Annotated in this window: 19 protein-coding genes; 5 read left to right on the forward strand and 14 right to left on the reverse strand. The window is 61.7% G+C overall.

Going from position 1 to position 24,895, the window contains the following annotated elements:
- Nucleotides 1-4: 4 nt before the first annotated feature.
- The 9 genes from ACP7DE_RS21160 to ACP7DE_RS21200 all read right to left on the reverse strand — a co-directional run bounded on the left by ACP7DE_RS21160 (nt 5) and on the right by ACP7DE_RS21200 (nt 11,301).
- A complete protein-coding gene (locus tag ACP7DE_RS21160; RefSeq protein ID WP_426073933.1) occupies nt 5-1,129 on the reverse strand; it encodes a hypothetical protein in 1,125 nt (374 codons plus the stop codon).
- 69 nt (nt 1,130-1,198) lie between these two features.
- Nucleotides 1,199-1,921: a hypothetical protein gene (locus ACP7DE_RS21165; protein ID WP_426073934.1), complete on the reverse strand. Its 723-nt coding sequence runs from the start codon at nt 1,919-1,921 to the stop codon at nt 1,199-1,201.
- A gap of 44 nt (nt 1,922-1,965) precedes the next feature.
- Nucleotides 1,966-2,997, reverse strand: a complete 1,032-nt coding sequence (locus ACP7DE_RS21170; protein WP_426073935.1) for a zinc ribbon domain-containing protein — start codon at nt 2,995-2,997, stop codon at nt 1,966-1,968.
- Between the two features lie 281 nt (nt 2,998-3,278).
- Nucleotides 3,279-5,540, reverse strand: coding sequence for a YgiQ family radical SAM protein (locus ACP7DE_RS21175; RefSeq protein ID WP_426074005.1), 2,262 nt, complete (start codon nt 5,538-5,540; stop codon nt 3,279-3,281).
- A 226-nt stretch (nt 5,541-5,766) separates the two neighbouring features.
- On the reverse strand, nt 5,767-6,045 hold the full coding sequence (locus ACP7DE_RS21180; RefSeq protein ID WP_426073936.1) for a DUF4404 family protein: 279 nt from the start codon (nt 6,043-6,045) through the stop codon (nt 5,767-5,769).
- 11 nt (nt 6,046-6,056) lie between these two features.
- On the reverse strand, nt 6,057-6,269 hold the full coding sequence (locus tag ACP7DE_RS21185; RefSeq protein WP_071326083.1) for a VF530 family DNA-binding protein: 213 nt from the start codon (nt 6,267-6,269) through the stop codon (nt 6,057-6,059).
- Nucleotides 6,270-6,390: 121 nt separating this feature from the next.
- Nucleotides 6,391-8,544, reverse strand: a complete 2,154-nt coding sequence (locus ACP7DE_RS21190; RefSeq protein ID WP_426073937.1) for a M3 family metallopeptidase — start codon at nt 8,542-8,544, stop codon at nt 6,391-6,393.
- Nucleotides 8,545-8,769: 225 nt separating this feature from the next.
- Complete coding sequence (locus ACP7DE_RS21195) at nt 8,770-10,914, reverse strand: M3 family metallopeptidase (protein ID WP_426074006.1); 2,145 nt, start codon at nt 10,912-10,914, stop codon at nt 8,770-8,772.
- A 168-nt stretch (nt 10,915-11,082) separates the two neighbouring features.
- Complete coding sequence (locus ACP7DE_RS21200) at nt 11,083-11,301, reverse strand: SlyX family protein (RefSeq protein ID WP_426073938.1); 219 nt, start codon at nt 11,299-11,301, stop codon at nt 11,083-11,085.
- 158 nt (nt 11,302-11,459) lie between these two features.
- On the opposite strand from ACP7DE_RS21200, the gene ACP7DE_RS21205 reads away from it, so the two are divergent.
- Complete coding sequence (locus tag ACP7DE_RS21205) at nt 11,460-11,825, forward strand: type II toxin-antitoxin system RelE/ParE family toxin (RefSeq protein ID WP_426073939.1); 366 nt, start codon at nt 11,460-11,462, stop codon at nt 11,823-11,825.
- 16 nt (nt 11,826-11,841) lie between these two features.
- Entirely contained in the window at nt 11,842-12,198 is a 357-nt protein-coding gene (locus ACP7DE_RS21210) for an addiction module antidote protein (RefSeq protein WP_353659549.1), read from the forward strand.
- Between the two features lie 11 nt (nt 12,199-12,209).
- Here the strand turns inward: ACP7DE_RS21210 and ACP7DE_RS21215 are convergent, their stop codons facing one another.
- The gene (locus ACP7DE_RS21215; RefSeq protein ID WP_166448575.1) at nt 12,210-14,270 is read right to left on the reverse strand and encodes a UvrD-helicase domain-containing protein; all 2,061 of its coding nucleotides are present in this window, start codon (nt 14,268-14,270) and stop codon (nt 12,210-12,212) included.
- Nucleotides 14,271-14,480: 210 nt separating this feature from the next.
- On the opposite strand from ACP7DE_RS21215, the gene ACP7DE_RS21220 reads away from it, so the two are divergent.
- Nucleotides 14,481-14,966 carry an SRPBCC family protein gene (locus tag ACP7DE_RS21220; RefSeq protein WP_426073940.1) on the forward strand — a complete coding sequence of 162 codons (486 nt, stop codon included), beginning with the start codon at nt 14,481-14,483 and terminating at the stop codon, nt 14,964-14,966.
- A gap of 9 nt (nt 14,967-14,975) precedes the next feature.
- On the opposite strand, the gene ACP7DE_RS21225 is transcribed toward ACP7DE_RS21220, so the two are convergent.
- Together ACP7DE_RS21225 and ACP7DE_RS21230 are read right to left on the reverse strand one after the other, a co-directional pair.
- Entirely contained in the window at nt 14,976-16,097 is a 1,122-nt protein-coding gene (locus ACP7DE_RS21225; protein WP_426073941.1) for an HD-GYP domain-containing protein, read from the reverse strand.
- A 163-nt stretch (nt 16,098-16,260) separates the two neighbouring features.
- Nucleotides 16,261-17,709, reverse strand: a complete 1,449-nt coding sequence (locus tag ACP7DE_RS21230; RefSeq protein ID WP_426073942.1) for a dihydrolipoyl dehydrogenase — start codon at nt 17,707-17,709, stop codon at nt 16,261-16,263.
- A gap of 128 nt (nt 17,710-17,837) precedes the next feature.
- Here ACP7DE_RS21230 and ACP7DE_RS21235 point away from each other — a divergent pair, with 128 nt between their 5' ends.
- Nucleotides 17,838-18,728 carry an ArgP/LysG family DNA-binding transcriptional regulator gene (locus ACP7DE_RS21235; RefSeq protein ID WP_426073943.1) on the forward strand — a complete coding sequence of 297 codons (891 nt, stop codon included), beginning with the start codon at nt 17,838-17,840 and terminating at the stop codon, nt 18,726-18,728.
- 1 nt (nt 18,729) lies between these two features.
- Here ACP7DE_RS21235 and ACP7DE_RS21240 read toward each other — a convergent pair whose 3' ends face one another.
- Nucleotides 18,730-20,811: a primosomal protein N' gene (locus tag ACP7DE_RS21240; RefSeq protein ID WP_426073944.1), complete on the reverse strand. Its 2,082-nt coding sequence runs from the start codon at nt 20,809-20,811 to the stop codon at nt 18,730-18,732.
- Nucleotides 20,812-21,652: 841 nt separating this feature from the next.
- Nucleotides 21,653-22,738, reverse strand: a complete 1,086-nt coding sequence (gene hemE, locus ACP7DE_RS21245) for a uroporphyrinogen decarboxylase (protein ID WP_426073945.1) — start codon at nt 22,736-22,738, stop codon at nt 21,653-21,655.
- Between the two features lie 198 nt (nt 22,739-22,936).
- On the opposite strand from hemE, the gene ACP7DE_RS21250 reads away from it, so the two are divergent.
- Nucleotides 22,937-24,880, forward strand: a complete 1,944-nt coding sequence (locus ACP7DE_RS21250) for a prolyl oligopeptidase family serine peptidase (RefSeq protein ID WP_426073947.1) — start codon at nt 22,937-22,939, stop codon at nt 24,878-24,880.
- Nucleotides 24,881-24,895 lie beyond the last annotated feature (15 nt).

Here is a 24,895-nt window from a genome sequence, read left to right on the forward strand (position 1 = left end):
TGCCTTACTTGAGTTGATGCGCGCATTCGCCGCAGAACGCATCGTCGGATGCGACAGGTGCCTTGCAGCTCGGGCATTGCAGGCTGTCAGCCGGTGCAGCGGCTGGCGCTGCCGGGGCGGCTGGAGCGGCTGGTGCCGTCGCCTGCTCGGCCAGGGCACGCGCACGTTCACGCGCTTCCTCGGCTTTCTTCTTGACCACGGCCAGGCCGTCGTTCAGGCTCGCTTCGGAGGCGCTGAAATCGACATTGCGCGTGGCGTTCAGGTAAATGATGCACACGCCCTTGGTAAAGATCAGGCCCGGCACCACGGCCGCGGCCGCCATCAGCAAGCCGCCGCCCAGGCCGGCAGCGATGATATACCCGGAACCGCCGTTCAGACCCGAAGTCAGGGAAAACATGTTCATCTGGTTGCCCAGGCCAAGGATGCCGGCCGACATGCCCGTGGTCAGCGACACGCCCGTGCCCAGCACGCCAAAGATCAGCAGCGCGGCAAACGAGGTGATCAGGAACAGCAGCACTTCCAGCAAGATCACCGAGACCAGCTTGGTGCGCACGATCAGGTTCAGGCGGGCAATGATCTGGAACACGCTGGCGCCCGACCAGGCGGCAGGGCCGGCCAGCGGCAGCATCACGTAGAACAGCGCAAACACCAGCACGCCCAGCACGATGGCCGACAGCGGGAAGACCACCGCGTACAGCACGGGGCCGAGCACGGGGATCTTGCAGACGAACAAGATGATGGCGATGGCGATCATGGCCGCCAGCACGATCAAAAATTCTAGGAAGACGACCGCGATCAGGCGGTGGCTGGTGTACAGCGAGACGAGCACGGCATCAACCAGGCTCAGGCCAGGCTGGCCCTGCACATCGCGCATCAGCAAGATGCCCACGGCGTTGGAGCCGTAAAACATCACCAGGAAAGCCATCAGGCCGCCCAGGAAGGCCAGCACGACACTGCTCATGCTGCCGGCGAGCATCGTCAGCACGCCACCGACGAGCACGGCGCCGATGAAGGTCAGGGCCAGCAGGGCAATCGCGCGGAAGTTCTTGATGGCGTCGGTCGCTTCGATCAGCGATCCCACGGCGGAGGAAAAGGGAAACGGTTTATGTGCTTCTGTGGAAATGGTCATGTCTAGCCTGGAAGGGGTCAATCGGGATGGGACGGCCTGCCTGGCCGCCCCGTGGTATTGCTATCTATGTTAGTAGGCAAGCGCCAGTTGCAGCTCGCTCGCAGGCGCCTGGCGCTGGACGATCTGCAGCTTGACGTCCTGTCCACCGACACGCTTGCTATTCAGGTACAAGGCGGTACGCACGGGGTAAATACCCTGCGGCACGCCTTCGGGCATGGGAATCGAGAAGCCGCCCTTGTAGGCGCCGCTGCCGTTGTTGCTGCTGACCACTTTGCGCACAGTTTTGATCAGCTCGCCATTTGGCTTGTACAGGCTCAATTCTTCTTCCACCAGCGGATACGGATCGCGCGTGCCGGCCGCCACTTCAATATACGAATTGGTCTGCGCCTTCTGGCCCGGACGCACGGAGGACGGCGTAAAGCCTGTCTCATATTTCACCAGGGTCGACTGCTCGGGCAGCTTGCCCTTGTTGGCCACCTTGTAGTCGGTCTGCACCTGCTGCGCCGTCTTGACTTGCTGGCTTTGATAATTCAAGGCCACGCAGGCGAGCGCACCCAGGCTGGCGCCCAAGGCCGCGCCGCGCACGGTATTGTTGCCACCGCCCAGCAAGCCGCCGACGACGGCGCCGATGCCGGCCAGCATGGCCGTATTGCATTCACCGCTGGCCGCTTCCGTGCCTGCGGTGGTGGTGCCGGTGGCGCCTGGGCCGCCCGGCGCGGCGCAACCGGCCAGCATCGAGGACACGACCAGCAACGCCACCATGGGTTTGGCAATTTGTTTCAAGTTTTTCACGTTATTCTCCGGGAGGAACAAAATAGGGGGGCAAGCAGCGTGGCTTACTCGATCTGGATTTGCGACAGCGCCTTGTCTTGCGCTTCTTTCGCCTTGCGCTTGATGTCGAGCGCGTAGCGGTTGCCAGTGTCCATGCGCAACACGGCATTCGCGTTGGCAATGGCACAGTCGTATTTGCGCTGGCTCATGCAGTGACTCGCTTCCGACAGGCTTTCCGTGATCACGCTTTCCAGGCCGGTAGTCTGTTTGACAGGCGCCGGTGGCGGCACGGCTTTGACGGGCTTGGCTGGTTTTTCCACGACGGGTGCCGGTGCCGGCTCGGGGGCCGGAGCAGGTGCCGGTGCAGGTGCAGCCGCCGGCACTGGCGCGGGTTCGTCTGCAGCCGCGGCAGGTGTCGCGGTAAAATCGGCCGTCGTGGCGCCATCGAGCGCAGGGTCGCTGATGGCCAGCGGCTGCTCGGCGGCAGGCGCAGGGTCCTCCAACGCGGGCAAGGCTGGAGCGGGTTCGGATGCCGGTGCAGCAGGCTTGCCTGACAAGAAATAGTAAGCGCCCGCACCGCCCAGCAGCACCACGGCGGCGACGGCGGCGGCGATCAGTTTTATGCGATTGCCGCCCGTTTGGCTGTCAACTGGCAGGTCGGGAACGCTGTCTGTCACTGGTGCGGGAGTGGCTTCTGGTTCCGGCGCAGGCACGGGATCGACATGGCGCTTTTCCAGCACCGGCGGTGGTGGCGGCGCGACCGGCTCCGGGATGGAGACGAGAATGTGAATAGGAATGGGTTCCGGGACAACTTCCGCGACCACTTCTACCACTGGCGCGGGCTCAGGAACGAACACACGCACTGGTTCAGGAATCGGCTCAAGAATCGGCTCCGGCGACGCCACTGGCGCCACGGCAAAGCTGAACGCGCACTTGGGGCAGAATTTGGCATCGGCCTTGCAATCGTGGCCGCACTGGCCACAGGATTTGCCTGGCACCGTGGTGGCAACGGTCGTGGCAACGGCAAACGTCGTGCCGCAGGAAGAACAGAATTTTGCGCCCGGTTTATTCTCGGCCTGGCAGGAAAGGCATTTCAATTGGCATCTCTTTTCATATCAACGCTGACGCCGTACGCCTGTATCGCTTGCCAGAATGGCAGCATTGTTGCCGTACGGCTAAATATTCAACGAGTATATTTTCAAACACCAAGTTGCCACAAGGGAAAATTGCCTTTTGCTCTATTCAATTTTTAAATATTGCTAAAAATCCTGCCGCCAAGGAGGTGCCGCGCCCCATCTTGGTGCGCAGAGAGCAAAAAACCCGGCAACGCAGTACGCGTTGCCGGGTTTTCAGGCTATGCCCAAGGGCCGAAGGCAGCTTACTTGCGTCCGCCCCGTGCCGGCGTGGCATGGCCGCCCTTGGCGGGCGGCTTGCTGCCCCGGCCCATCGGCACGGCGGCCGGCTTGGCACGGGTCTTGATGGTCGACAAGATCGATGGACGCACTGTCGATTCGACAGCCGTGACTTTCGGCGCCGCTGCCGTACCGCCCAGGGCGATGCGGTTCTTGCCCGGCGTGACCTTGAACTTGTCCGGCGTGCCGGCGCCATGCGTCTGGCGGCTGCGTTCGCCTGCGGCCAGGCCGCCCGACTCCGACGAGGTCCAGGCGGGTATCAAATGCTTGTCGCCATTGCCGATCAAGTCGCCACGGCCCATGTTGACCAGCGCTTCGCGCAGGATGGGCCAGTTGGCCGGATCCTGGTAGCGCAGGAAAGCCTTGTGCGTGCGGCGGATCTTGCCGCTGCGCGCCGTTTCCACCACTTCCGAATCTGCCGTCACCTTGCGCAAAGGATTCTTGCGCGTGTGATACATCGTCGTGGCCATGGCCATCGGCGTGGGCATGAAGGTTTGCACCTGGTCAAGCTTGAAATTGTTTTTCTTCAGCCACAGGGCCAGGTTCAGCATGTCCAGGTCCGTCGTGCCCGGATGGGCGGCGATGAAGTACGGGATCAAATACTGCTTCTTGCCCGCTTCCAGCGAGAAACGGTCAAACATTTCCTTGAACTCGTCATACGCGCCGATGCCGGGCTTCATCATCTTCGACAAAGTGCCCTCTTCCGTGTGCTCGGGCGCGATCTTCAGCAAACCGCCGACGTGATGCGTCACCAGTTCCTTCACGTACTCGGGCGAACGCACGGCCAGGTCGTAGCGCAAGCCCGAGCTGATCAGCACTTTCTTGATGCCGGGAATGGCGCGCGCCTTGCGGTACAGGGAAATGAGCTTGCTGTGGTCCGTGCCCAGATTCACGCAGATGGACGGGTACACGCACGACAGGCGGCGGCACGACACTTCGATTTCTTTTTCCTTGCAAGCCAGGCGGTACATATTCGCCGTGGGGCCACCCATATCCGAAATGGTGCCCGTAAAGCCTTTGGTTTTATCGCGGATATGCTCAATCTCGCGCAAGATCGACGGTTCCGAACGGCTCTGGATGATGCGCCCTTCATGCTCGGTGATCGAGCAAAAGGTGCAGCCGCCGAAGCAGCCGCGCATGATGTTGACGGAGAAGCGGATCATTTCCCAGGCCGGGATGTGCGCCTTGCCATAGCTCGGGTGCGGCGCGCGCGCATAATTCATGTCGTACACGCCATCCATCTCGTCCATGGCCAGCGGCAGCGGCGGCGGATTGAGCCACACGTCGCGTTCGCCGTGCGCCTGCACCATGGCGCGCGCATTGCCGGGATTCGATTCCAGGTGGAACACGCGCGAGGCGTGCGCATACATCACCGGGTCATCCTTGACGACGTCGTAGGCGGGCAGGCGTACGACGGTCTTGTCGTGCTTTTCCTTAGCCATGGCCAGGCGCTCTTCGCGGCTCATGATGCGGATCGGCTTGATGACTTCGGCCGATTTCGAGGCATTTTCCGTGGCGCAGGCGGTCTTGTCTTCCTGCACCATCTCGTACGGGCTGTAGTGCGGGTCGACCTTGCCGGGCACGTCGACGCGGGTGGAATTGTGCACGCCCCAATCGTCGCCGGGCAGCCAGCCGGACGGCACCATGAAGGCCGTACCGCGCAAGTCGCGGATATCCTTGATCGCTTCGCCGGCGGCGAGGCGGTGCGTCAGGTCGACCAGCGCCCGTTCGGCATTGCCAAAGATCAACAAATCAGCCTTGGAATCGGGCAGGACGGAACGGCGGACCTTGTCCGACCAGTAATCATAATGGGCGATGCGGCGCAGGGACGCCTCGATGCTGCCGATCACCACCGGCACGTCGGGATACGCTTCGCGCGCGCGCTGGGCGTACACAGTCACGGCGCGGTCCGGGCGTTTATTCGGCTCGGCATTCGCCGTGTAGGCGTCGTCGGAGCGGATCTTGCGATCGGCCGTGTACTGGTTGACCATGGAATCCATGTTGCCGGCGGTAATGCCGTAGTACAGGCGCGGCTTGCCGAGGATGCGGAAGGCGTCGGCCGACAGCCAGTCCGGCTGGCTGATGATGCCGACGCGGTAGCCTTGCGCTTCGAGCAGGCGACCCACCAGGGCCATGCCGAAACTCGGATGGTCGATGTAGGCGTCGCCCGTGACGAGGATGACGTCGCACTGGTCCCAGCCCAGCGCATCCATCTCGGCACGCGACATCGGCAGGAAAGGCGCCACGGCAGCGCGGGCAGACCGCTTGGGAACGGTCGCAAATAAATTGGTAGGGGAGCTCATAGGGTACGAATTGTACCGGAATTGGCCATTTCCAACCTGACGGCCGGCTTTTTACTGTTGGATTTTCGTATAAAAAACGTTTATTTTTCAATCACTTGGGGAAATGTGGCCCTTTCCCGCAGGAACGGGCCCGGCATTTCCCATGCCTTGCTCAAATACCCATATTAGCTAAAATCTCACCTAATTCTCGCAGCGCAGGCTCCAGTTTCGGATGCTTGACGGCGAACTTGGCCGACAATTCCTGGCTGCGCTCGGCCAATCCATACGTTGTCGACTCTTCGTCCTGTTCCTGCGCGGCGCGCTTTTCCATCAACAACTTGATGTCGACATCAAGTTTTTTCAGCAAACCATGCAGTTCTTCATCGACGGGGCCGCTGGTTGCGAGTGTCGAATGCAGCTGTTGCAGCGATTCCTTGAGTTTGCTATCCATATCTTTTCCTGTCAGTCAGTAAATTGCGTGTCCAGGTACAGCTGTTCCACCTTGCTCCTGGCCCACGGGGTCTTGCGCAAAAACTTCAGGCTCGACTTGATGCTGGGATCGCTGATAAAGCAATTGATATCGATGTGCTTGGCCAAGCCGTCCCAACCGTAATGGGCGTGCAGGCGCGTCACGATACCCTCCAGGGTAATGCCATTCAAATCTTGCTGACTCATATACTCTTTCAACTGCCTTCTTATTTACATCTTCATTGACATCTTACTCAATTCTACGCCGCCGGCACGGAAAGCTTGCGTGCGCCATGTCAACGCAGCGCAAGCTTCAGATGAGGACGGCCTACTTGGCATTCAAGCCGCGGCGTTCCAGCAGCGGTTCCACGGTGGCATCGCGGCCGCGGAAGTCGCGGAACAGTTGCAGCGCATCGACGCTGCCGCCACGCGACAGCAATTTGCTGCGGAACCAATCGCCATTCTTGCGCGTCAGGCCGCCGTTTTCCTTGAACCAGTTGACCGATTCCGCATCCAGCTTTTCCGACCACAGGTAGGCGTAGTAGGCTGCCGAATAGCCACCCGAGAAGCTGTGCGAGAAGTAGCTGGTGCGGTAGCGCGGCGGCACGGGTGCGTAGTCGACGCCCGCATCCTTCAACGATGCCGCTTCAAAGGCCAGCACGTCGGTCGGGATCTGGCTCGGCGCCAGCTGGTGCCAGCGCTGGTCCAGCAGGGCCGCCGACAGGTATTCGGTGGTCATGAAACCCTGGTTGAATTTCTTCGCCGCCGTGACTTTATCGAGCAATTCCTGCGGCATGGCCGCGCCGCTCTGGTAGTGCTTGGCATAGTTTTGCAGCACTTCCGGCCAGACGGCCCACATTTCATTGACTTGCGATGGATACTCGACGAAGTCGCTCGGCACGCTGGTGCCGGCAAAGCGCGGGTATTTCACGTTCGAAAACATGCCGTGCAGCGCATGACCGAATTCGTGGAACATGGTCGTCACTTCATCGAACGTCAGCAAGGTCGGCTGACCGGCGGGCGGCTTGGGAATATTCAATTGGTTGGCGACGACGGGATGCGTGCCCATCAACGACGATTGCGACACATATTCATTCATCCACGCGCCACCATGCTTGTTGCCGCGCGCATAGAAGTCGGCGATGAACAGGGCCAGCGGCTTGCCGTTGGCGTCGAGCACGTCGTAGACGCGCACGTCCGGGTTGTACACCGGTAGATCAGTACGCTGCTTGAAGCTGATGCCATACAGTTTATTGGCGGCAAAGAAGACGCCGTTGTTCAACACGCTGTTGAGTTCCAGGTACGGTTTCAACTCGTTTTCATCGAAATTGAAACGTTGCTTGCGCAGCTTGTCCGTGTAAATGGCCCAGTCGGCGGCCGCCACCTGGAAACCGCCCTTTTCCGCATCGACCACTTGCTGCAAGTCGGCCGCTTCGCGGCGCGCATTGGCGACGGCAGGTTTCGCCAGTTCCGACAGCAAGGTGTTGACGGCCGTGGTCGTCTTGGCCGTCTGGTCTTCCAGCGAATACGCGGCGTAGTTGGCGTAGCCGAGCAGGCTGGCCCGTTCAGCGCGCAGTTTTGCCAGCTTCAGCACGATGGCGCGGTTGTCGAACTCGCCGCCCTGGCTGCCCCGATTCAGCGACGCATCCATCAAACGCTGGCGTGTCTTGCGATCCGTCAATACGGCCAGCGGTGGCTGGCCACTGGTGTTGACCAGGGCGATGAGGAACTTACCATTCAAGCCGCGCTCCTTGGCGGCGGCGGCGGCCGTGTCGATATCGCTATCCGTCATGCCGGCCAGCTCGGCGCGCGTATCTACGACGATGCTCTTGGCATTCGTTTCCTTCAGCACGTTTTGCGCGAAGGCCGTTTCCAGGCCCGCCTGCTCGGCATTGTAGGCTTTCAATTTTTCCTTGTCCGCATCGGACAGCTTGGCGCCGGCGCGCACGAAATCTGTGTGATAGCGTTCCAGCAAGCGCAAGGATTCGGCATCGAGGCCCAGCTTGTCGCGCTTGGCGTACAGGGTGTCGATGCGGGTAAACAGTTTCGGATTCAGGGTGATCGCATCGCCATGCGCGGCCAGTTTCGGCGACACGTCCACTTCCACCGCTTCGAGCACGCTATTCGTGTTGGTCGAGGTCATGTTGCTGAAGATGCTATTCACGCGGTGCAACAGCTGCCCCGTGCGCTCGAGGGCCACGATGGTGTTTTCAAACGTGGGCGCCTGGCGGTTGCTGGCAATCGCATTGACTTCGGCCAACTGGCGTTTCATGCCTTCGGCAAACGCCGGCGCGTAGTGCGCATCCTTGATCAGGCCGAACTGCGGCATCTGGAACGGCAGCGGACTCACTTTGAGCAGGGGGTTCTGGGCGCTGACGGCGGCGGCAGGCGCGGATTTTGCCGTGGCGGCAGCCATGGCGGACGGAGCGGCGTGGGCCAGCATGACGCTGGCGGCGATGACGAGCAGTTGTGGACGGATCATGACATCTTTCAGGAAGCGCGGGAAGAACCGCGATCACGTCGCGGGCCAGTGGCAGATCATAGCAGCCTGTCACACAGGCGTCATCCAACATGGGCGATCCTGTGGTGCATCACGCCAAATGCACGGTTTACCACGGTTTGTCATCAAAATCTCCAAATAAAAATGGCCACCAATTGCTTGGCGGCCATTTTCATGCACCCGGCTTTGTCGCCGGAATCACACCACTTACTTGCCGTTCAAGCCACGACGTTCCAGCAGCGGCTCGATCTTCGCATCGCGGCCACGGAAGTTGCGGTAGATGTCGAGCGCATCGGCGCTACCGCCGCGCGACAGCAACTTGGCTCTGAACCAGTCGCCGTTCTTGCGCGTCAGGCCGCCGTTTTCCTTGAACCACTCGACCGTGTCGGCATCAAGCTTTTCCGACCACAGATACGCGTAGTAGCCGGCCGAATAACCGCCCGCGAACGCGTGCGAGAAGTAGGTGGTGCGGTAGCGCGGCGGCGCCGGCGCGAAATCGACGCCCGCGTCCGTCAAGGCGGCTTTCTCAAACGCGAGCACATCGGTGGGGATCTGTGCCGGGGTCAACTGGTGCCAGCGCTGGTCCAGCAGGGCCGATGCCAGGTATTCCGTGGTTTTATAGCCCTGGTTGAAATTGTCGGCCGCCGTCACTTTCGCCAGCAACTCAGCCGGGATGGCCGCGCCCGTCTGATAGTGCTTGGCATAGTTTTGCAGCACTTCCGGCCACAGCGCCCACATTTCATTGACTTGCGACGGGTATTCGACGAAGTCGCGCGGCACGCTGGTGCCGGCGAAGCGCGGGTATTTCACGTTCGAAAACATGCCGTGCAGCGCATGGCCGAATTCGTGGAACATGGTGTTGACTTCGTCAAACGTCATCAGGGTCGGCTGGCCCGCTTCCGGCTTTGGAATGTTGAGGTTATTCGCAATCACCGGCTTGCGGTTCAGCAAGCTCGACTGGCCCACATAGGCGTTCGCCCAGGCACCACCGCGCTTGTTGCTGCGCGCATAAGGGTCCAGGGTAAAGATGGCCAGCTGCGTGCCGTCTTCGTTGAAAACGTCGTACACCAGCATGTCGGACGTGTAGACGGGCAAGTCGGTGCGCTGCTTGAAGCTCAAACCGTACAGTTTGCCAGCGGCAAAGAACACGCCCTTGGTCAGCACGCTGTGCATTTCAAAGTACGGTTTTAATTGAGTCTCGTCGAAGTTGTAGCGTTCGGCGCGCACCTTGTCGCTATAGAAAGCCCAGTCGGCGGCGCCCACCTTGAAGCCGCCTTTTCCTGCATCGATGACCTTCTGGATATCGTCCGCTTCACGGCGCGCATTGACGACGGCCGGCTTCGCCAATTCGCCCAGCAGGGCGTTCACGGCGGTGGTGTCGTGCGCCGTCTGGTCTTCCAGCGAGTAGGCCGCGTAATTCGGGTAGCCCATCAGCGCGGCACGTTCGGCACGCAGTTTTGCCAGTTCCAGCACTTCCTGGGTATTGTCGAACTCGCCGCCACGGCTGCCGCGCGCTTGCGAAGCGGCCATGATGCGTTCGCGGACGGCGCGGTTGGTCAGCAGCGACAGCGGCGCCTGGCCCGTCGTGTTGACGAGGGCGATCACATACTTGCCATCCAGGCCACGCTTCTTGGCCAGGCCGGCGGCCACTTCGATGGCGGCCGGCGACAGGCCGTCGAGCTCTTCGCGCGTATCGACGACGACGGCCGAAGCGTTCAATTCTTTCAGCACGTTCTGCGCGAACTTGGTCGACAGGGCCGCCAACTGGCCGTTGTAGGCGCGCAGCTTTTCTTTATCGGCCGCCGACAACTTGGCGCCCGCGCGCACGAAGTCCGTGTGATAGCGTTCCAGCAAGCGTTTCGATTCGGCATCGAGGCCCAGCTTGTCGCGCTTGGCGTACAGGGTAGCGATGCGCTTGAACAATTTGTCGTTGAGCATGATCGCGTCGCTGTGGGCCGCCATCTTCGGCGCCAGCTCGCGTTCCAGGCTCTGGATCGTGTCATTCGTGTTGGAGCCGGACATCACGGAAAACACGGTGCGCACGCGGCTCAGCAACTGGCCCGAGCGCTCCATGGCGACGATGGTGTTGTCGAACGTAGCTGGCTTCTTGTTATTCGCAATCGCATTGATTTCCGCCAGGTTGGCGGCCATGCCGGCCGCAAAGGCGGGCGCGTAGTCGGCGTCCTGCACCTTGTCGAACGGTGGATAGTTGAATGGCAGACTGCTCGCTTGAGCAAACGGGTTTGAAACGGGCAAGGCTGCCGCCGCGGTAGCGGCAGTGGTTGGCGCGGTAGTGGCGGTAGCGGCAAAAGCGGCTGGCGCCAGCATCAGGCTGGCGGCGATGACGAGCATTGTTGGACGGGTCATGTCTTCTTTCAAGAAACGCAAGAGAGCCGCGATTGTGTCGCGGGCCAGCCTGAAATAATAACAGCCTGACACACTTGCGTCACCAGCAAAACCGACCGTAGCGGGTCGGCGGGTAATGAATGGTTTTCATGCCCTTCGCACCACGATGCCGATTTAGTAATGCGGCGGACGCTCGTTGACCAGTCCGCCATTTGCCTGCTGCGTCCCGTCGCGCACGTGCTCGCCCAGCTTGTGCAGCATCGCTTCCAACTGGTCGATGCGCTTGCCCTGCTGGTACACCATCTGGTTCAGCGACTCGACCAGGTCTTCCTGCTGCGCCAGCTTAATTTCGATATCGACGAAACGTACTTCCATCTGTTCTGCATTGTCCATGGTGCTCTCGGTGATTCCTGACTGAAAGCGGCATTCTACCGCCGCAGCGGCGTGAGCCAGGACAAACTCCCTCCATTCGCCGCCGGACGGGGCCCGATTTCTGTTTATTCTGCACACATGGGCTCAAGCCGCTTGACGAATGAGAACAAACGATTACAATGAACACACCTGCGGCTCCTGAGCCATCCCTGATCGATACGCGCAAGACGGCTGAATATCGCCGCTGGGAAGATTGCCTGCACGACGTGGCGGCCGCCGCCATCGATGCGCGCATCAAGCATTTGCAGCATGGAAAAAAGGGCGATTGGCGGCCGGTAGGCGAGGGCGTCTGCGAGCTGCGCTTTCTACAGACGGGGCCCGGCTGGCGCGTGTATTTTCACGAAACGAATCTGGGTACCCTGATCTTGCTGCTGCTGGGCGGCGACAAGTCCAGCCAGCGGCGCGACATCAAGCAGGCGCAAGCAATCCTCAGGAACTTGAAAGCCCGGCAGGCAGGCATCAGGAAAGCGGCTGCAGCCCCATGACAGGAGCACGAAAGAAATGAACCAACACCCCGACCATGACACCTTCGACCTCGACGACCTGGAAGCATTAGGCCTGAGCAAGTTTGACCCGACGCAACACCTGACCAGCAAAGCCGCCGTGGCCGCCTACATGAGCGAAATCGTCGCCACCGGCAACGCGGAACTGTTCCAATCCGCCATGAACGACGTGGTGCGCGCCTATGGCATGGGCAAGGTGGCCGCCAGGGCCGACATCACGCGCGAAGGCGCGTATAAGGCCTTGCGCGAAGGCAGCAAGCCGCGCTTCGAAACCATTTTAAAAATGCTCGATGCGCTGGGAATGCAGCTGGCCATCGTGCCGAAAACCACGCCGGACGGCGCCGTGGAAGCGTGAACGTACTTTAACTAAACTTTCGGCGCGGCCAGCAGCGCCTTCATGCGCGCCAGCCGTTCCTTGGGCGAAATCACTTCCGCTTCCGTCGGCACGGCATCGCCCACGTCGAGTTCCATTTCCTTGATGAAGCGTGACGGGTCGCAATGGACTTGCTCGCCGGCGCGCTTGCGCTTCTTGCACCAGGTGATATGCAAGGTGCGCTGGGCGCGCGTGATGCCCACATACATCAGCCGGCGCTCTTCCTGGATGCGCGCGGCGATGGTTTCGGCAGGCGCGTCGGGGTCACCCTTGTGCGGCAAAATCCCCTCTTCCACGCCCACCAGAAACACGTGCGGGAACTCCAGCCCTTTCGAGGCGTGCAGGGTGGACATGCGCACGGCGTCCTGTTCTTCGTCCTTGCCTTCCAGCATGGTCATCAGGGCCACCATCTGCGTCAGTTCCAGCACGTTCTTTTCTTCGCCATCGCGGTCCTTGCCGCCCCGGCCCCGTTCCTTCAGCCAGTTGACGAATTCCAGCACGTTCTGCCACTTGCTTTGCGCTTGCCGTTCCTCGAAGGCATCGTACAGATACGATTCGTAGTGGATTTCCTTCATCATGTCATCCAGCACTTCGGCCGCGTTGTCGCCGCTGCCGGCCGCACCCGGACGGCTGGCGCGCGATTCGAGGTCGTTGATGAAGTTGCAGAAGTCGCGTAGCGGCCCCAACTGGCGGTCCGTCAGCTTGGCCTCGATGCCGCCCTTGAACACAGCCTGGAACAGCGAACACTGCCACTGACCCGAGAACGCGCCCAGCACTTCCAGGGTCGACTGTCCCACGCCGCGGCGCGGCGTCGTCACGGCGCGGATGAAGGCAGGATCGTCGTCCTCGTTGGCCAGCAGGCGCAGATAGCTGATGATGTCCTTGATTTCGGCCTTGTCAAAGAAGCTCTGGCCGCCCGAAATCGTGTACGGGATGCGTTCCTTGCGCAAGCACTGCTCGATGATGCGCGCCTGGTGGTTGCCCCGGTACAAAATCGCGTAATCGGAAAATTTGTTCTTGCGTTCGAAATGGTCGGCCGAAATCATGATGGCCACCTGTTCCGCCTCCTGCTCGTCCGTCTGCATGCCCAGCACCTTGATCGGTTCGCCCAGGCCGTGTTCCGACCACAGCGACTTTTCAAACAGCTTCGGGTTGTTGCCGATGACGGCGTTGGCCGCATTGAGCACACGCATGGTGGAGCGGTAATTCTGCTCGAGCTTGATTACGCGCAAATCGGGGAAATCCGTTTCCAGCGTCTTCAGATTTTCCACCGTGGCGCCGCGCCAGGCATAAATGGCCTGGTCGTCGTCGCCCACGGCTGTAAACATCGGCTTCTTGCCGATGCCCGTCACCATCAGTTTCACCAGTTCGTACTGGCACGTGTTCGTATCCTGGTATTCGTCGACCAGCAGATAGCGCAGGCGGCGCTGCCACTTGTCGCGCACGGGGCCGTTGTTGCGGAACAATTCCACGGGCAAGCGGATCAGATCGTCGAAATCGACGGCCTGGTAGGCGGACAGCGTCGCCACATAGCTGCGGTAGATGCGCGCCGCGTTCGCTTCGTCTTCATCCTTGGCTTGCGCCAGCGCCATGTCCGGATCGATTAAGCCATTTTTCCACAAGGACATGGCATTCTGGATGCCACGAATGACCTGTTTATCGGTGGTAATGGCAAGGTCTTGCACCAGCGAAAAACAATCGTCGCTGTCCATGATGGAAAAGCGGTCTTTCAAGCCCACGCCATTGGCTTCCTGGCGCAGGATTTTCACGCCCAGCGAGTGGAAGGTCGACACCGTCAGCTGCTTGGCCTGGCGTGGTTGCTTGAGCAACTTGGCGATGCGTTCCTGCATTTCCAGCGCCGCCTTGTTGGTGAAGGTCAGCGCGGCGATGGTGCGCGGGTCATAGCCCCGGTCTTCGATCAGATGGGCGATCTTTTGCGTGATCACGCGCGTCTTGCCCGAACCGGCGCCCGCCAGCACCAGGCAGGGGCCGTCGAGGTAGGTAACCGCTTCGCTTTGGGGCGCATTCAGACCGAACTGTGGTGCTTTGGACATCAGGGGTATTTTCGCAGGGAACAGCAGCCCATTGTAACAGCGTGGCGCCCGCCATTTGCACGGCAAGATCTGCATGAAAAACAGGCAATGACATCGATATCCCGCCCTGTGCCGCCATCTCGGCCCATGCAATGCGTGCGGCGATGTCAGCGCTGGAGTACCATTCCGCCTATATCGCCCGTGCGCGCCCACTTACCGAATGACAGTCCCATGAAATTTGAACACCTGATTGAAATCAACGATCCTTTGAACCCGCTGATCGACACCCTGAGCCTGGAACAAGTCTGGCGCGGCCTGGTCTTGCGCGCCGAGTCGCCCAAGCTGTTCGTGCCGCACCTGGACGAATGCCAGATCAGCCAGCGCAGCGATGCCGGTTTCGCGCGCAGCCTGCGCTATGGCGAGCTGGTCATCAACGACAAGGTGGTGCTGGTGCCGCAACTGCAGGTGCGCTACGAAGTGCCGGCGCAACAGGATATCAGCGCCTCCTCGCTAGTGATGACCATTGAGATGCCCGACGAGGCCAGCCTGTGGGTGCGCTTCCAGTACGACGACGGCCACGACGCGGCCACCGATGCGGCCAACGCCCTGTACGACGACTTCCGCCGCTCCGCCTACAAGGAGTCCGACATCGACACCGTGCGCATCATGCGCGAGTTGGCGCTTGAGGGACGGCTGGATGCGGGCTTGCTGAACTAAACGCTTGGGCTAAATTCGCGCGCTGCGGCCCCACAGCTGGTCGGGGCGAAACTGCAAACCCGCCTGCTCCGCGCTGAGCACTTCACGGATGGCGTGCAAATCCACACGCGTATCACGGCGCAGCGGCACGTCCAGGCGCGCGCCACGCGGGCCGATCAGCGACTGCACGTGGGGCGTGCTGGCATTCAAGCCCTTGCGCGTAACGACGCCGATTTCACCATTTAACAGTTTGACGAAGGTGCCGACCGGGTAGATGCCCAGCTCGCGCACCAGCAGGGACGCCAGCGGCGCATCCAGGGTAGCCTTGTCGGCCATCAACATTTCGCGCAAGGCCACGTTCGGCAGCAAAGGTTGGCGATAGCTGCGCTTCGACACGCGCGCGCAATAGCGGTCGGCCAGCATGATCAGGCGCGCGCCGATGCCGATCGCCTCGCCTTGCGTGCCCAGCGGATATCCGCTGCCATCGATATTTTCATGGTGCTGCAGCACGGCCTGCAGCCAGACGGCGTCCGTCACGCCCGTCGCGCGCAGCAAGTCGACACCCGCTTGCGGATGGGCGCGCAAATAGGCGCGCTCCTGCGCGTCCAGCGGCCCCGCCTTGTGCTGGAAATCCGCATGGCGTTCCAGCATGCCCACATTCATGCTCAACGCGGCCAGTACCACGCTGCGGATCACACCATCATCGAGTTTCAGGGCGCGCGCCAGCAAGGCCGTGATGACGGCCGTGTCGACGCTGTGGCGCACGGCAAAATCGCCCGCGCCCTGGTTGTGCAGGATGCAGGCCAGCGCCACGTCGGCGTCCAGTGCAACGGCCTCTTCCACCAGTTGCGCCAGCGGCGCCAGCGACAAGTGGCTGCCCGCCTGCCTGGCGGCAATCGCCGGCAAGACCAGCGCCAGGCCCGCCGTGACGAGGTTCAGCATGCGCAGGGCCGATGGCGCTTCCGTGGCCGTGCGCGGCACGTCAGCACTGGTATCGGCGATGACGCCGCGCGCCAGCAGCAATGCGATCTGGTTCTCGCTGCTGATGACATGGCCCAGCCTGGCCAGCAAGCCGCCCGTCTCGCCGTGCACGTCCCAGGGCAGGGCTACGCCCAGGGCGAGTTCTCCCGCGTAAATGCGCCGAATTTTCACATCGTCTCCGTCATCGCTAGCCGCTCCCCTTTTTACCATCAGGGCGTCGTGGGCATGAACCATTTGAAATGTTTTTTGCTTTTAATCAATATTCCAATGTGGTAACGATGATCGCGCAATCATGTGCGCTTGTCTACAAAATTATATAAAGCATAAAGTTGCATCAGACGCCAGGCGAGCAATCGGCGCAGCCGGGCGCGTGTTCCGGGTCTTTTTCCAGATGCAGCGCCAACTCGCGCAAGGCCGTGCGCACACCTTCCTCAATGACGGGGTGGTAAAACGGCATGTCGAGCATGGCCGGTACCGTCAACTGGGCCTGGCATGCCCAGGCCAGCAAATGGCTCAAGTGTTCCGCCCGAGGGCCGATCAGCTCGGCGCCGAGAAAGCGCTTGCTGCCAAATTCCGCATACACGCGCAGCAAGCCCTGGTTTTGCAACATCACGCGGCTGCGGCCCTGGTTGCCGAATGACACGGCGCCGACGGCAAAGCGGCCCGCGTGGCTCACGCACAATTGCTGGTAGGTGGCGCCCAGGGTGGCGATCTGCGGTTCCGTGAAGGCGATGGTCAACGGCGTGCGGCGCAAGCCCGGTTTGACGTCAGGAAAGCGCGCCGCGTTGTCGCCCGCGATGCGGCCCTCGTCGGCTGCTTCGGGCAGCAGCGGCAAGGCGTTGTCGGCGTCGCCCGCGATGAAGATGGCGCTCTTGCCGCACTGCATGGTGCGCGGGTCATGCAGGGGGATGCCGTGGCGGTTGAGTTCGATTTGCGCCGTTTCCAGGCCGATGTGATCCACATTCGGACGGCGGCCAATGGCGGCCAGCACATACTCAAACTGCTCGGTTTTTTCCTCGCCTGCGCCATTGCGGCTGGTCAGCGCGATACCGCTGCCGTCTGGCGTTGTTGCCACGTGCGCCACGCTGGTCTGGAAGCGGATATCGAGTTCGCGCGCCAGCACGGCAGCCGCCTCCCGCAGCACCAGCGGGTCAGTCAGTTGCGCGACTTTGTTGCCGCGCGCAAACAGGGTCACGCGCACGCCCAGGCGAGCCAGCGCCTGGCCCAGCTCCAGGCCGATCACGCCGCTGCCGACCACGGCCACTGAGCTTGGCAAGTCCGTCCACTCGAACACGGCGTCGCTCGTGATGACCCTGTCGCCGCCCGCCTGCCACTCGGGCGGCACGATGGGCGTGGAACCGGTGGCGATCACCACGCTGGTGGCCTCGACAAGCGTATGTTCGTCTACCTGCAATTTGCCGGGCGCGATGAAGCGCGCATGGCCGCGCAGTTTTTCTTCGTCGGGGATGGCGTTGACGCCGTCGAGCACGAAGCCGACAAATCGGTCGCGCTCGCTGCGCACCCTGGTCATCACTTGTCGGCCGTCGATGCGCACGGGGCCCGGATGCACGCCAAAAGCCGGCGCGGCAGCCACGGCATGGGCCGCCTCGGCGGCCGCGATCAAGAGTTTGCTGGGCATGCAGCCCACGCGCGCGCACGTTGTGCCGTACGGCCCGCTTTCGATCATCAGCACGCGCTTGCCCTGCATGCGCGCCGCCTTGTGCGCCGTCATGCCGGCCGTACCGCTGCCAATCACGGCCACATCCACCTTTATCGTCTTCATCGTGCTATCCATCCACTGAGGTTGCTCACAGCGTTCGATACTACCCGTTTAGCGAAAATAAGGTTTTACATTGCAGCAATATATGCATTAGTATAACTAATCATTTTCAAAATATATAAGCTGAGCTAATGGGATCACTCGATTATCGCGCACTGGCTGTGCTGGACGCCGTCGCCAGCCATGGCAGTTTCGACAAGGCCGCTCTGGCCCTGGGCATCACCCAGTCGGCCGTCTCGCAGCGCATCAAGGCGCTGGAAGACGCTAGCGGGCGCCTGCTGATTATCCGTGGCCAGCCAGCCGTGCCGACGGGACTGGGCCAGCGCCTGATCGTGCATCACCGCAACGTCAAGCTGATGGAAGCCTCGCTCGACATCGACCTGGGCAACAGCGTCAGCATGCCGGAAATCGCCATCGCCATCGATGCCGACAGCCTGGCCACCTGGTTCCCCGACACCTTGGCCGCCCTGCTGGCGCCACCGCGCTGCCAGCTCGACGTGCGCCTGGCCGACAGCGACAGCGCCTTGCAGATGGTGCGCGACGGCACGGTGTTTGGCTGCGTGGCGGCCGAATCCGGCACAGCGCTGGACGCGGCGGCGGCCACTAGCGTCACGCCGCTGGGCACCTTGCGCTATGTCTGCGTGGCCACGCCCATGTTTGCGGGCCACTGGTTCGGCGATGGTTTTATTACCGAGGCGGTGCAACTGGCGCCGGCCGTGGTGGGCCAGCACGGCTTGCTGGCGCGTTTCCTCGCGGAACAATTGAGCATGCGTGAACCGTTTCCACACCACACCTTACCGGTGGAAACGGCGCGCCGCGCCTGCGTCCAGGATGGCCTGGCCTACGGCCTGATGCCGCAGCGCTTGGCCGCGCCAGCGCTGGCAACAGACCGTCTCGTGGATCTGATGCCGGGCAGCACCCTGGACGTACCGCTGAGCTGGCATGCCTGGACCCTGGACACGCCGTTTACCAAGCTGCTGTCCGAGCAGATCGTCAAATCGGCGCGCGACTACCTGAACTAATTCAGATATCCAGCGGGTCCACTTCCAGCGACCATTTCACGCGCGTCTTCATGGCGCGCAACTCAGTCAGCCATTCCTTCAGGAACGCCTGCAAGGCGGGCCGCGAGGGGGATTCCAGCAGCAGCTGGGCGCGGTCCACATTGTAGACGCGCGTCATGCTCATGGGAATCGGGTCATTGATGGTCACCTGCGGGTGTTCCATACACTCTTTCGCCGCTTGCAGGAATTCGATGGCCGTGGCCAGCTCGGGCGCCTCGGCGCGCAGCAGGGCCTGGAACAGATACGGCGGCAGCGCCGCCTGGGCCCGCTCTTCCAGCAAGGTCGTGGCGAAATGGTCGTAATCGTGGTTGACGACGGCGTCGTACAGCGGATGGCGCGCATAACGCGTCTGAATCAGCACTTCGGAAACGCTGCCGCCCTCCGTCTGCGCGGCTCGCCCCGCCCGGCCCGCCACCTGCATCAACTGGGCGAACAGCCGTTCGCTGGCCCGGTAATCCTGGGAAAACAGGGCCGTGTCCGGGTTTAAAATACCCACCAGGGTCAGCTTTTTGAAATCGTGGCCCTTGGCCACCATTTGCGTACCGATCAAAATGTCCACCTCGCCCCGGTGCACGGTGTCAAACGCTTCCTGCGCGCTGCCCTTCTTGCGCGTGGAATCGGCATCGATGCGCAAAATGCGCGCCTCGGGAAACAGTTGCTGCAAGCCCTCTTCCACGCGCTGCGTGCCGCGTCCCAGCGGTTGCAGATCGACGTTGCCGCAGGTGGGGCAATGGCGGGGAATGCGCAATTCCAGGCTGCAATGGTGGCAGCGCAAGCGGTGTTCGGGCTTGTGCAGCACCATGAACGAGGTGCAGCGCGTGCAATTGCTGATCCAGCCGCACGATTCGCAGCAGATCACGGGGGAATAGCCGCGCCGGTTCAAGAACAGCAGCGACTGCTCGCCGCGCTCCATGCGCAGTTTTAATGCGGCTACCAGATGCGAAGTCAGGCCATCTTTCGGCTTGTCGCGCTCCATGTCCAAAATCTTGACGCGCGGCAACACCGCGTTCTTGACGGCCCGTTCGCGCAATTCCAGCTTGCGATAGCGCCCCGTCTGCGCATGCTGCCAGCTTTCCAGCGAAGGCGTGGCCGAACCCAGCACAATGGGAATCTGCAATTGCCAGGCGCGCCATACGGCCAGGTCGCGCGCCGAATAGCGCAAGCCTTCCTGCTGCTTGTAGGAAGGATCATGTTCCTCGTCGATGACGATCAGCTTGAGCTGCGGCAAGGATGCCAGGATGGCCAGTCGCGTGCCGAGCACAATGCGCGCCTGGCCCTGGTGGGCGGCCAGCCAGTGCAGCATGCGCTCGCCTTCGGACAGGCTGCTGTGCAAGGTGGCCAGCATGACGCCCGGAAAGCGCGCGCGGATATTGCCTTCCAGCTGGGGCGTGAGGTTGATTTCCGGCACCAGGATCAGGATTTGCGCCGCCTCGTCGCGTGCCAGCACCTGGGCGCACGCTTGCAGATACACTTCCGTCTTGCCGCTGCCCGTCACGCCGTACAGCAGGGTCGGCTTGAAACCCCGGGCGCCGCCGATGGCGTCGGCCGCCTCTTGCTGGGCGGCATTGAGTGCCGGCATGTTCAGCGGCGTGCCGTCGTGCGCGTCGGCCAGCTTGGCCAGCTTCTTGATGGCGCGGTCCAGCGCCACGGTGGTGAGCACGCGCAAATTCTTCGGCAAACCCGGCAGGGCCACTTCGCCCAGCGGACGCTGGTAGTAATCGGCGGCAAAGGCGGCCAGCGCCAGCCACTGTTCCGATAATGGCGCCAGCTGGTTGCGCACGGCCAGCACGTCCTTCAATTTCGCGGCGGGCACGTCGGTGCTGTCGGACACGCCGACGATCAGCCCCATCACTTCACGCCGGCCGAATGGTACCAGCGCCAGCTGTCCCACTTGCGGCAGTGACACGGCAACCTCCACGCCGGCGTCCGCACCGGCGTCCGCACCGGCGTCTAACGCCGCGTTCCAGCGGTAGTCGAACAGGGCGTTCAAGGGCGTGTCGAGCGCGATTTTCAGGATGCACGACGTCAAAATGCACTGCGACATGGGGGTGGCCTATCTCAATAAAAAAGCGCGCCTGAGGTGGATGGCGCGGCGGGATGTCAGGCATCAAGCCAGCGGGCCATGATACTTGTTTCGTCCATCAAACACCTAACGGCGGACGCGACCGCGTGGCATGCTGCCTGAAGAAAATTCTGTGGATAACTTTGTGGACAAAGCAAAATTAACTTTCAGAAAAATGTAGATAGAAGATTTTGATCGCCGTCAAGAGGGACACGCAAGAAAAATTAACTATTTAAAATCAATGACTTAAAAATTGATCCCCGGGAGGCGATAAATCCGTCGGGCATTTCCGCCGCTGTGCATAACTGAACCATTTCTCATTTTTTTGTACAGAAATAAGCACCGTTTTGATGCACTCAATCCGGGAAAATGCCTGCCGCATGAGGCAAAGTTGACAATTGCCGGGCAAGCGTTCGTTTTTGCCTGCCGGGCGGCGAAACATTGTGCAATGATCATGCGCTGCAACATACACCTCAGGTGAAACCTGAACATCTGCGCTAAGTATCGGTTAACAAATTACTTTTCAATTTTATCCACAGAATCTGTTGATAACTTTGTGGACAATGAAGGAATAAGGCTGGCAAACGAAACAATAACCTTATCAATTGCAATAAAGTCCGCCGGGCAATGCATTTTTTATTCCTTAATAATCAATCACTTGCAGATCTTCCCCGGGCATGGCTTTTCGACTGCCTATTATTTCCGCAGCAAAAAAAATTGTGCATAAGTCGGTATTTCTTGCTAGGGCGCAGCAAAGAAAAAGGCAGGCTTCCGTTGGAAAGCCTGCCTTGTGCGCCCCTGAGCCACGGAAAGCGGTGCGTGCTTACTGGCCGCTGCGCATGGCGCGGCTCATGCTGTGCACGGCTTCCACCATGGCCGCCACCGACTCTGGCGGCGTGAACTGGGAAATGCCATGGCCCAGATTGAATACGTGGCCCGTGCCTGCCGACGGCGCGCCGAAGGCATGCAAGACCTTGGCCACTTCGGCGCGGATCTGCTCGGGGCTGGCGAACAGGATGGCGGGGTCGAGATTGCCCTGCAAGCCCACTTTATGTCCCACCAACTGGCGCGCGCGCGTCAGGTTGACGGTCCAGTCCAGGCCCACGGCATCGGCGCCGATATCGGCGATTTGCTCGATCCACTGGCCGCCGCCCTTGGTAAACACGATGGCGGGGATTTTCACGCCATCCTTGTCGCGTTTCAGCTGCGCCACCACTTGCTGCATGTAGGCCAGCGAAAATTCCTGGTAGGCGCCATCGGCCAGCGCACCGCCCCAGGAATCGAAAATCATCACGGCTTGCGCGCCGGCATCGATTTGCGCATTCAGATACTGCGCCACGGAAGTGGCGTTGATGGCCAGGATGTGGTGCATCAGGTCAGGGCGGTTGTACAGCATCTTCTTGATGGTATGGAACTCTTTCGAGCCGCCGCCTTCCACCATGTAGCACGCCAGGGTCCACGGGCTGCCGGAAAAACCGATCAGCGGCACGCGGCCATTGAGTTCCGTGCGGATTTGCGTGACAGCCTTGAAAACGTAGTCGAGCGATTCCAGGTCCGGCACTTGCAAGGCCATCACATCTTGCTCCGTGCGCAGCGGACGCTCGAACTTCGGCCCTTCGCCACCGGCGAAATACAGACCCAGGCCCATGGCGTCAGGCACCGTCAGGATGTCGGAAAACAGGATGGCGGCGTCGAGCGGGAAGCGCTCCAGGGGCTGCAAGGTCACTTCCGTGGCGTAATCGGGATTCTTTGCCAGCCCCAGGAAGGAGCCGGCCCGCTCGCGCGTGGCGCGGTATTCGGGCAGGTAGCGGCCCGCCTGGCGCATCAGCCAGACGGGAGTGTGCTCGGTCGGCTGGCGCAACAAGGCGCGCAGGAAAGTATCATTCTGGAGCGGAGCAAATTGTGGCATGGAAGGCAATCGAGCTTGGAGAAGCGGTATTATCGCATCCAATCGTTGCCATTTCATTGATTCCAGTGCTGCTTTGCCGCATTTGCCCCGCACAGCGATGACTTTCGTTGTGGCAGCCCTTCCATTATGATGATGCACGCCGCCGCGCTGCCTGACGCCGCCTGGAGGCCCCTCTTCCCACCACGACACGGAGCCCGCATGACCTCGACCGCATCCAGCACCCCTTATGGCATTTGGCCATCGCCGATCAGCGCGGCCATCGTCGCCGCCGGCGCCTCGCCGCTGACGCAGCTGGCCCTGGGCGGTGCGGATGGGACCGATGTGCTCTGGCTGGCCGGGCGCGCCAGCGAGGCGGGCCGCAATACCCTGCTGCGCCAGCGCGGCGCGCGTGTCGATGAACTGACGCCGGCGCCGTTCAATGTGCGCACCCGCGTGCATGAATACGGCGGCGGCGCGTATGCCGTCGATGGCGATACCGTGTATTTCTCGCATTTCGCCGACAATTGCCTGTACCGCGTGGCCGGCGACGGTGCGCCCGAAGCGTTCACCACGGGCGGCAGCACGCGCCATGCGGATTTTGTTGTCGATACGGCCCGGTCCCGCCTGATCGCCGTGCGCGAGCAGCATCCCGCAGAAGGCCACGCGCAGCCGGACAACTGCCTGGCGGCCGTCAGCTTCGACGGGGGCGAAACGGTGCTGGCACGCGGCCACGATTTTTATGCCGCGCCGCGTTTGTCGCCGGACGGCAGCCAGCTGGCCTGGATCAGCTGGGACCACCCGCGCCTGCCGTGGCAAGGCACGGAACTGTGGCTGGCCGACGTGCACGCGGATGGCAGCCTGGGGTCGCCGCGCCTGATCGCCGGCGGCGCGCGCGAGTCGATTTGCCAGCCGGAATGGTCACCGAACGGCTTGCTGCACTTCGTCTCCGACAGCAGCGGCTGGTGGAATCTGTACCGCCTGCATGGCGCCGACATCGAGGCGCTGTGCCCGATGGAAGCGGAATTTGCCACGCCGCACTGGACTTTCGGCGGCAGCATGTACGGTTTTCTTTCCGACGACGAGATCGTCTGCACGTATATCCAGGCCGGTATCAGCTACCTGGCGCAATTGAACGTGGCGGCGGCCAAGCTGGAGCCGATTCCCCACCCATACCAGGAAATCCGCGAATTGCGCGTGGGGCGCGGCTTCGTCGCGCTCTTGGGCGGCAGCCCCACCATCGCACTGGAACTGGCGCGCATCGATTTATCGAACCATGAGCTGGAAGTGCTGGCGCAGTCGATAGCACACTTGCCCGCGCTTGCTTACCTGTCAGTGCCGCGCAGCTTGAGCTTTCCTAGTAGCAATGGCCGCACGGCCTACGCCTTCTTTTATGCGCCCACCAATGGCGACGTGCAGGCGCCCGCAGGAACCTTGCCGCCCGTCATCGTCATCAGCCACGGCGGCCCCACCAGCATGGCCAGCAATACCTTGAAACTGGCGACGCAGTACTGGACCAGCCGCGGCATCGGTGTGCTCGACGTCAACTATGGCGGCAGCAGCGGTTTCGGCCGCGAATACCGCGACGCGCTGCGCGGGCAATGGGGTATCGTCGACGTGGAAGACTGCATCGCCGGCGCGCGCTACCTGGCGACCAACGGCCTGGCCGACCCGGAACGCCTGATCATCCGCGGCGGCAGCGCCGGTGGCCTGACAACCCTGTGCGCCCTGACCTTCCACGACGTCTTCAAGGCCGGCGCCAGCTATTACGGCGTGTCCGACCTGAAAGGCCTGGACCTCGATTCGCACAAGTTCGAATCGCACTACAACGACTACCTGATCGCCTCGCAGCCGCAAGCCGAAGCGCTGTACCGCGCGCGCTCGCCCATCCACCACACGGATAAACTGTCGCGCCCGATGATCTTCTTCCAGGGCCTCGATGACAAAGTCGTGCCGCCGCAGCAGTCGCAGCTGATGGTCGACGCCCTGCAGGCACGCGGTGTGCCGGTCGCGTACGTACCGCTGGAAGGCGAAGGCCACGGCTTCCGCAAGGCGGAAAACATCGTGCGCACGCTGGAGGCGGAACTGTATTTCTACCAGCGCGTGTTCGGCCTGCCCGTGGCGGCCGGCGAGCCTCCCGTGCATATCGCCAATTTGCCCGCATGACAGACCCGCATTCAG

It is taken from the genome of Janthinobacterium sp. DSP2-3-3, from assembly GCF_049897325.1.
Classification (GTDB): domain Bacteria; phylum Pseudomonadota; class Gammaproteobacteria; order Burkholderiales; family Burkholderiaceae_D; genus Janthinobacterium.

Coding starts and splice junctions, on each gene's coding strand:
- ACP7DE_RS21160 (WP_426073933.1), bottom strand. CDS start 1,129: ATGACCATTTCCACAGAAGCACATAAACCGTTTCCCTTTTCCTCCGCC.
- ACP7DE_RS21175 (WP_426074005.1), bottom strand. CDS start 5,540: ATGTCGCGTGCCGAGATGGATGCGCTGGGCTGGGACCAGTGCGACGTC.
- ACP7DE_RS21180 (WP_426073936.1), bottom strand. CDS start 6,045: ATGGATAGCAAACTCAAGGAATCGCTGCAACAGCTGCATTCGACACTC.
- ACP7DE_RS21185 (WP_071326083.1), bottom strand. CDS start 6,269: ATGAGTCAGCAAGATTTGAATGGCATTACCCTGGAGGGTATCGTGACG.
- ACP7DE_RS21190 (WP_426073937.1), bottom strand. CDS start 8,544: ATGATCCGTCCACAACTGCTCGTCATCGCCGCCAGCGTCATGCTGGCC.
- ACP7DE_RS21195 (WP_426074006.1), bottom strand. CDS start 10,914: ATGCTCGTCATCGCCGCCAGCCTGATGCTGGCGCCAGCCGCTTTTGCC.
- ACP7DE_RS21200 (WP_426073938.1), bottom strand. CDS start 11,301: ATGGACAATGCAGAACAGATGGAAGTACGTTTCGTCGATATCGAAATT.
- ACP7DE_RS21205 (WP_426073939.1), top strand. CDS start 11,460: ATGAACACACCTGCGGCTCCTGAGCCATCCCTGATCGATACGCGCAAG.
- ACP7DE_RS21210 (WP_353659549.1), top strand. CDS start 11,842: ATGAACCAACACCCCGACCATGACACCTTCGACCTCGACGACCTGGAA.
- ACP7DE_RS21215 (WP_166448575.1), bottom strand. CDS start 14,270: ATGTCCAAAGCACCACAGTTCGGTCTGAATGCGCCCCAAAGCGAAGCG.
- ACP7DE_RS21220 (WP_426073940.1), top strand. CDS start 14,481: ATGAAATTTGAACACCTGATTGAAATCAACGATCCTTTGAACCCGCTG.
- ACP7DE_RS21230 (WP_426073942.1), bottom strand. CDS start 17,709: ATGAAGACGATAAAGGTGGATGTGGCCGTGATTGGCAGCGGTACGGCC.
- ACP7DE_RS21235 (WP_426073943.1), top strand. CDS start 17,838: ATGGGATCACTCGATTATCGCGCACTGGCTGTGCTGGACGCCGTCGCC.
- ACP7DE_RS21240 (WP_426073944.1), bottom strand. CDS start 20,811: ATGTCGCAGTGCATTTTGACGTCGTGCATCCTGAAAATCGCGCTCGAC.
- hemE (WP_426073945.1), bottom strand. CDS start 22,738: ATGCCACAATTTGCTCCGCTCCAGAATGATACTTTCCTGCGCGCCTTG.
- ACP7DE_RS21250 (WP_426073947.1), top strand. CDS start 22,937: ATGACCTCGACCGCATCCAGCACCCCTTATGGCATTTGGCCATCGCCG.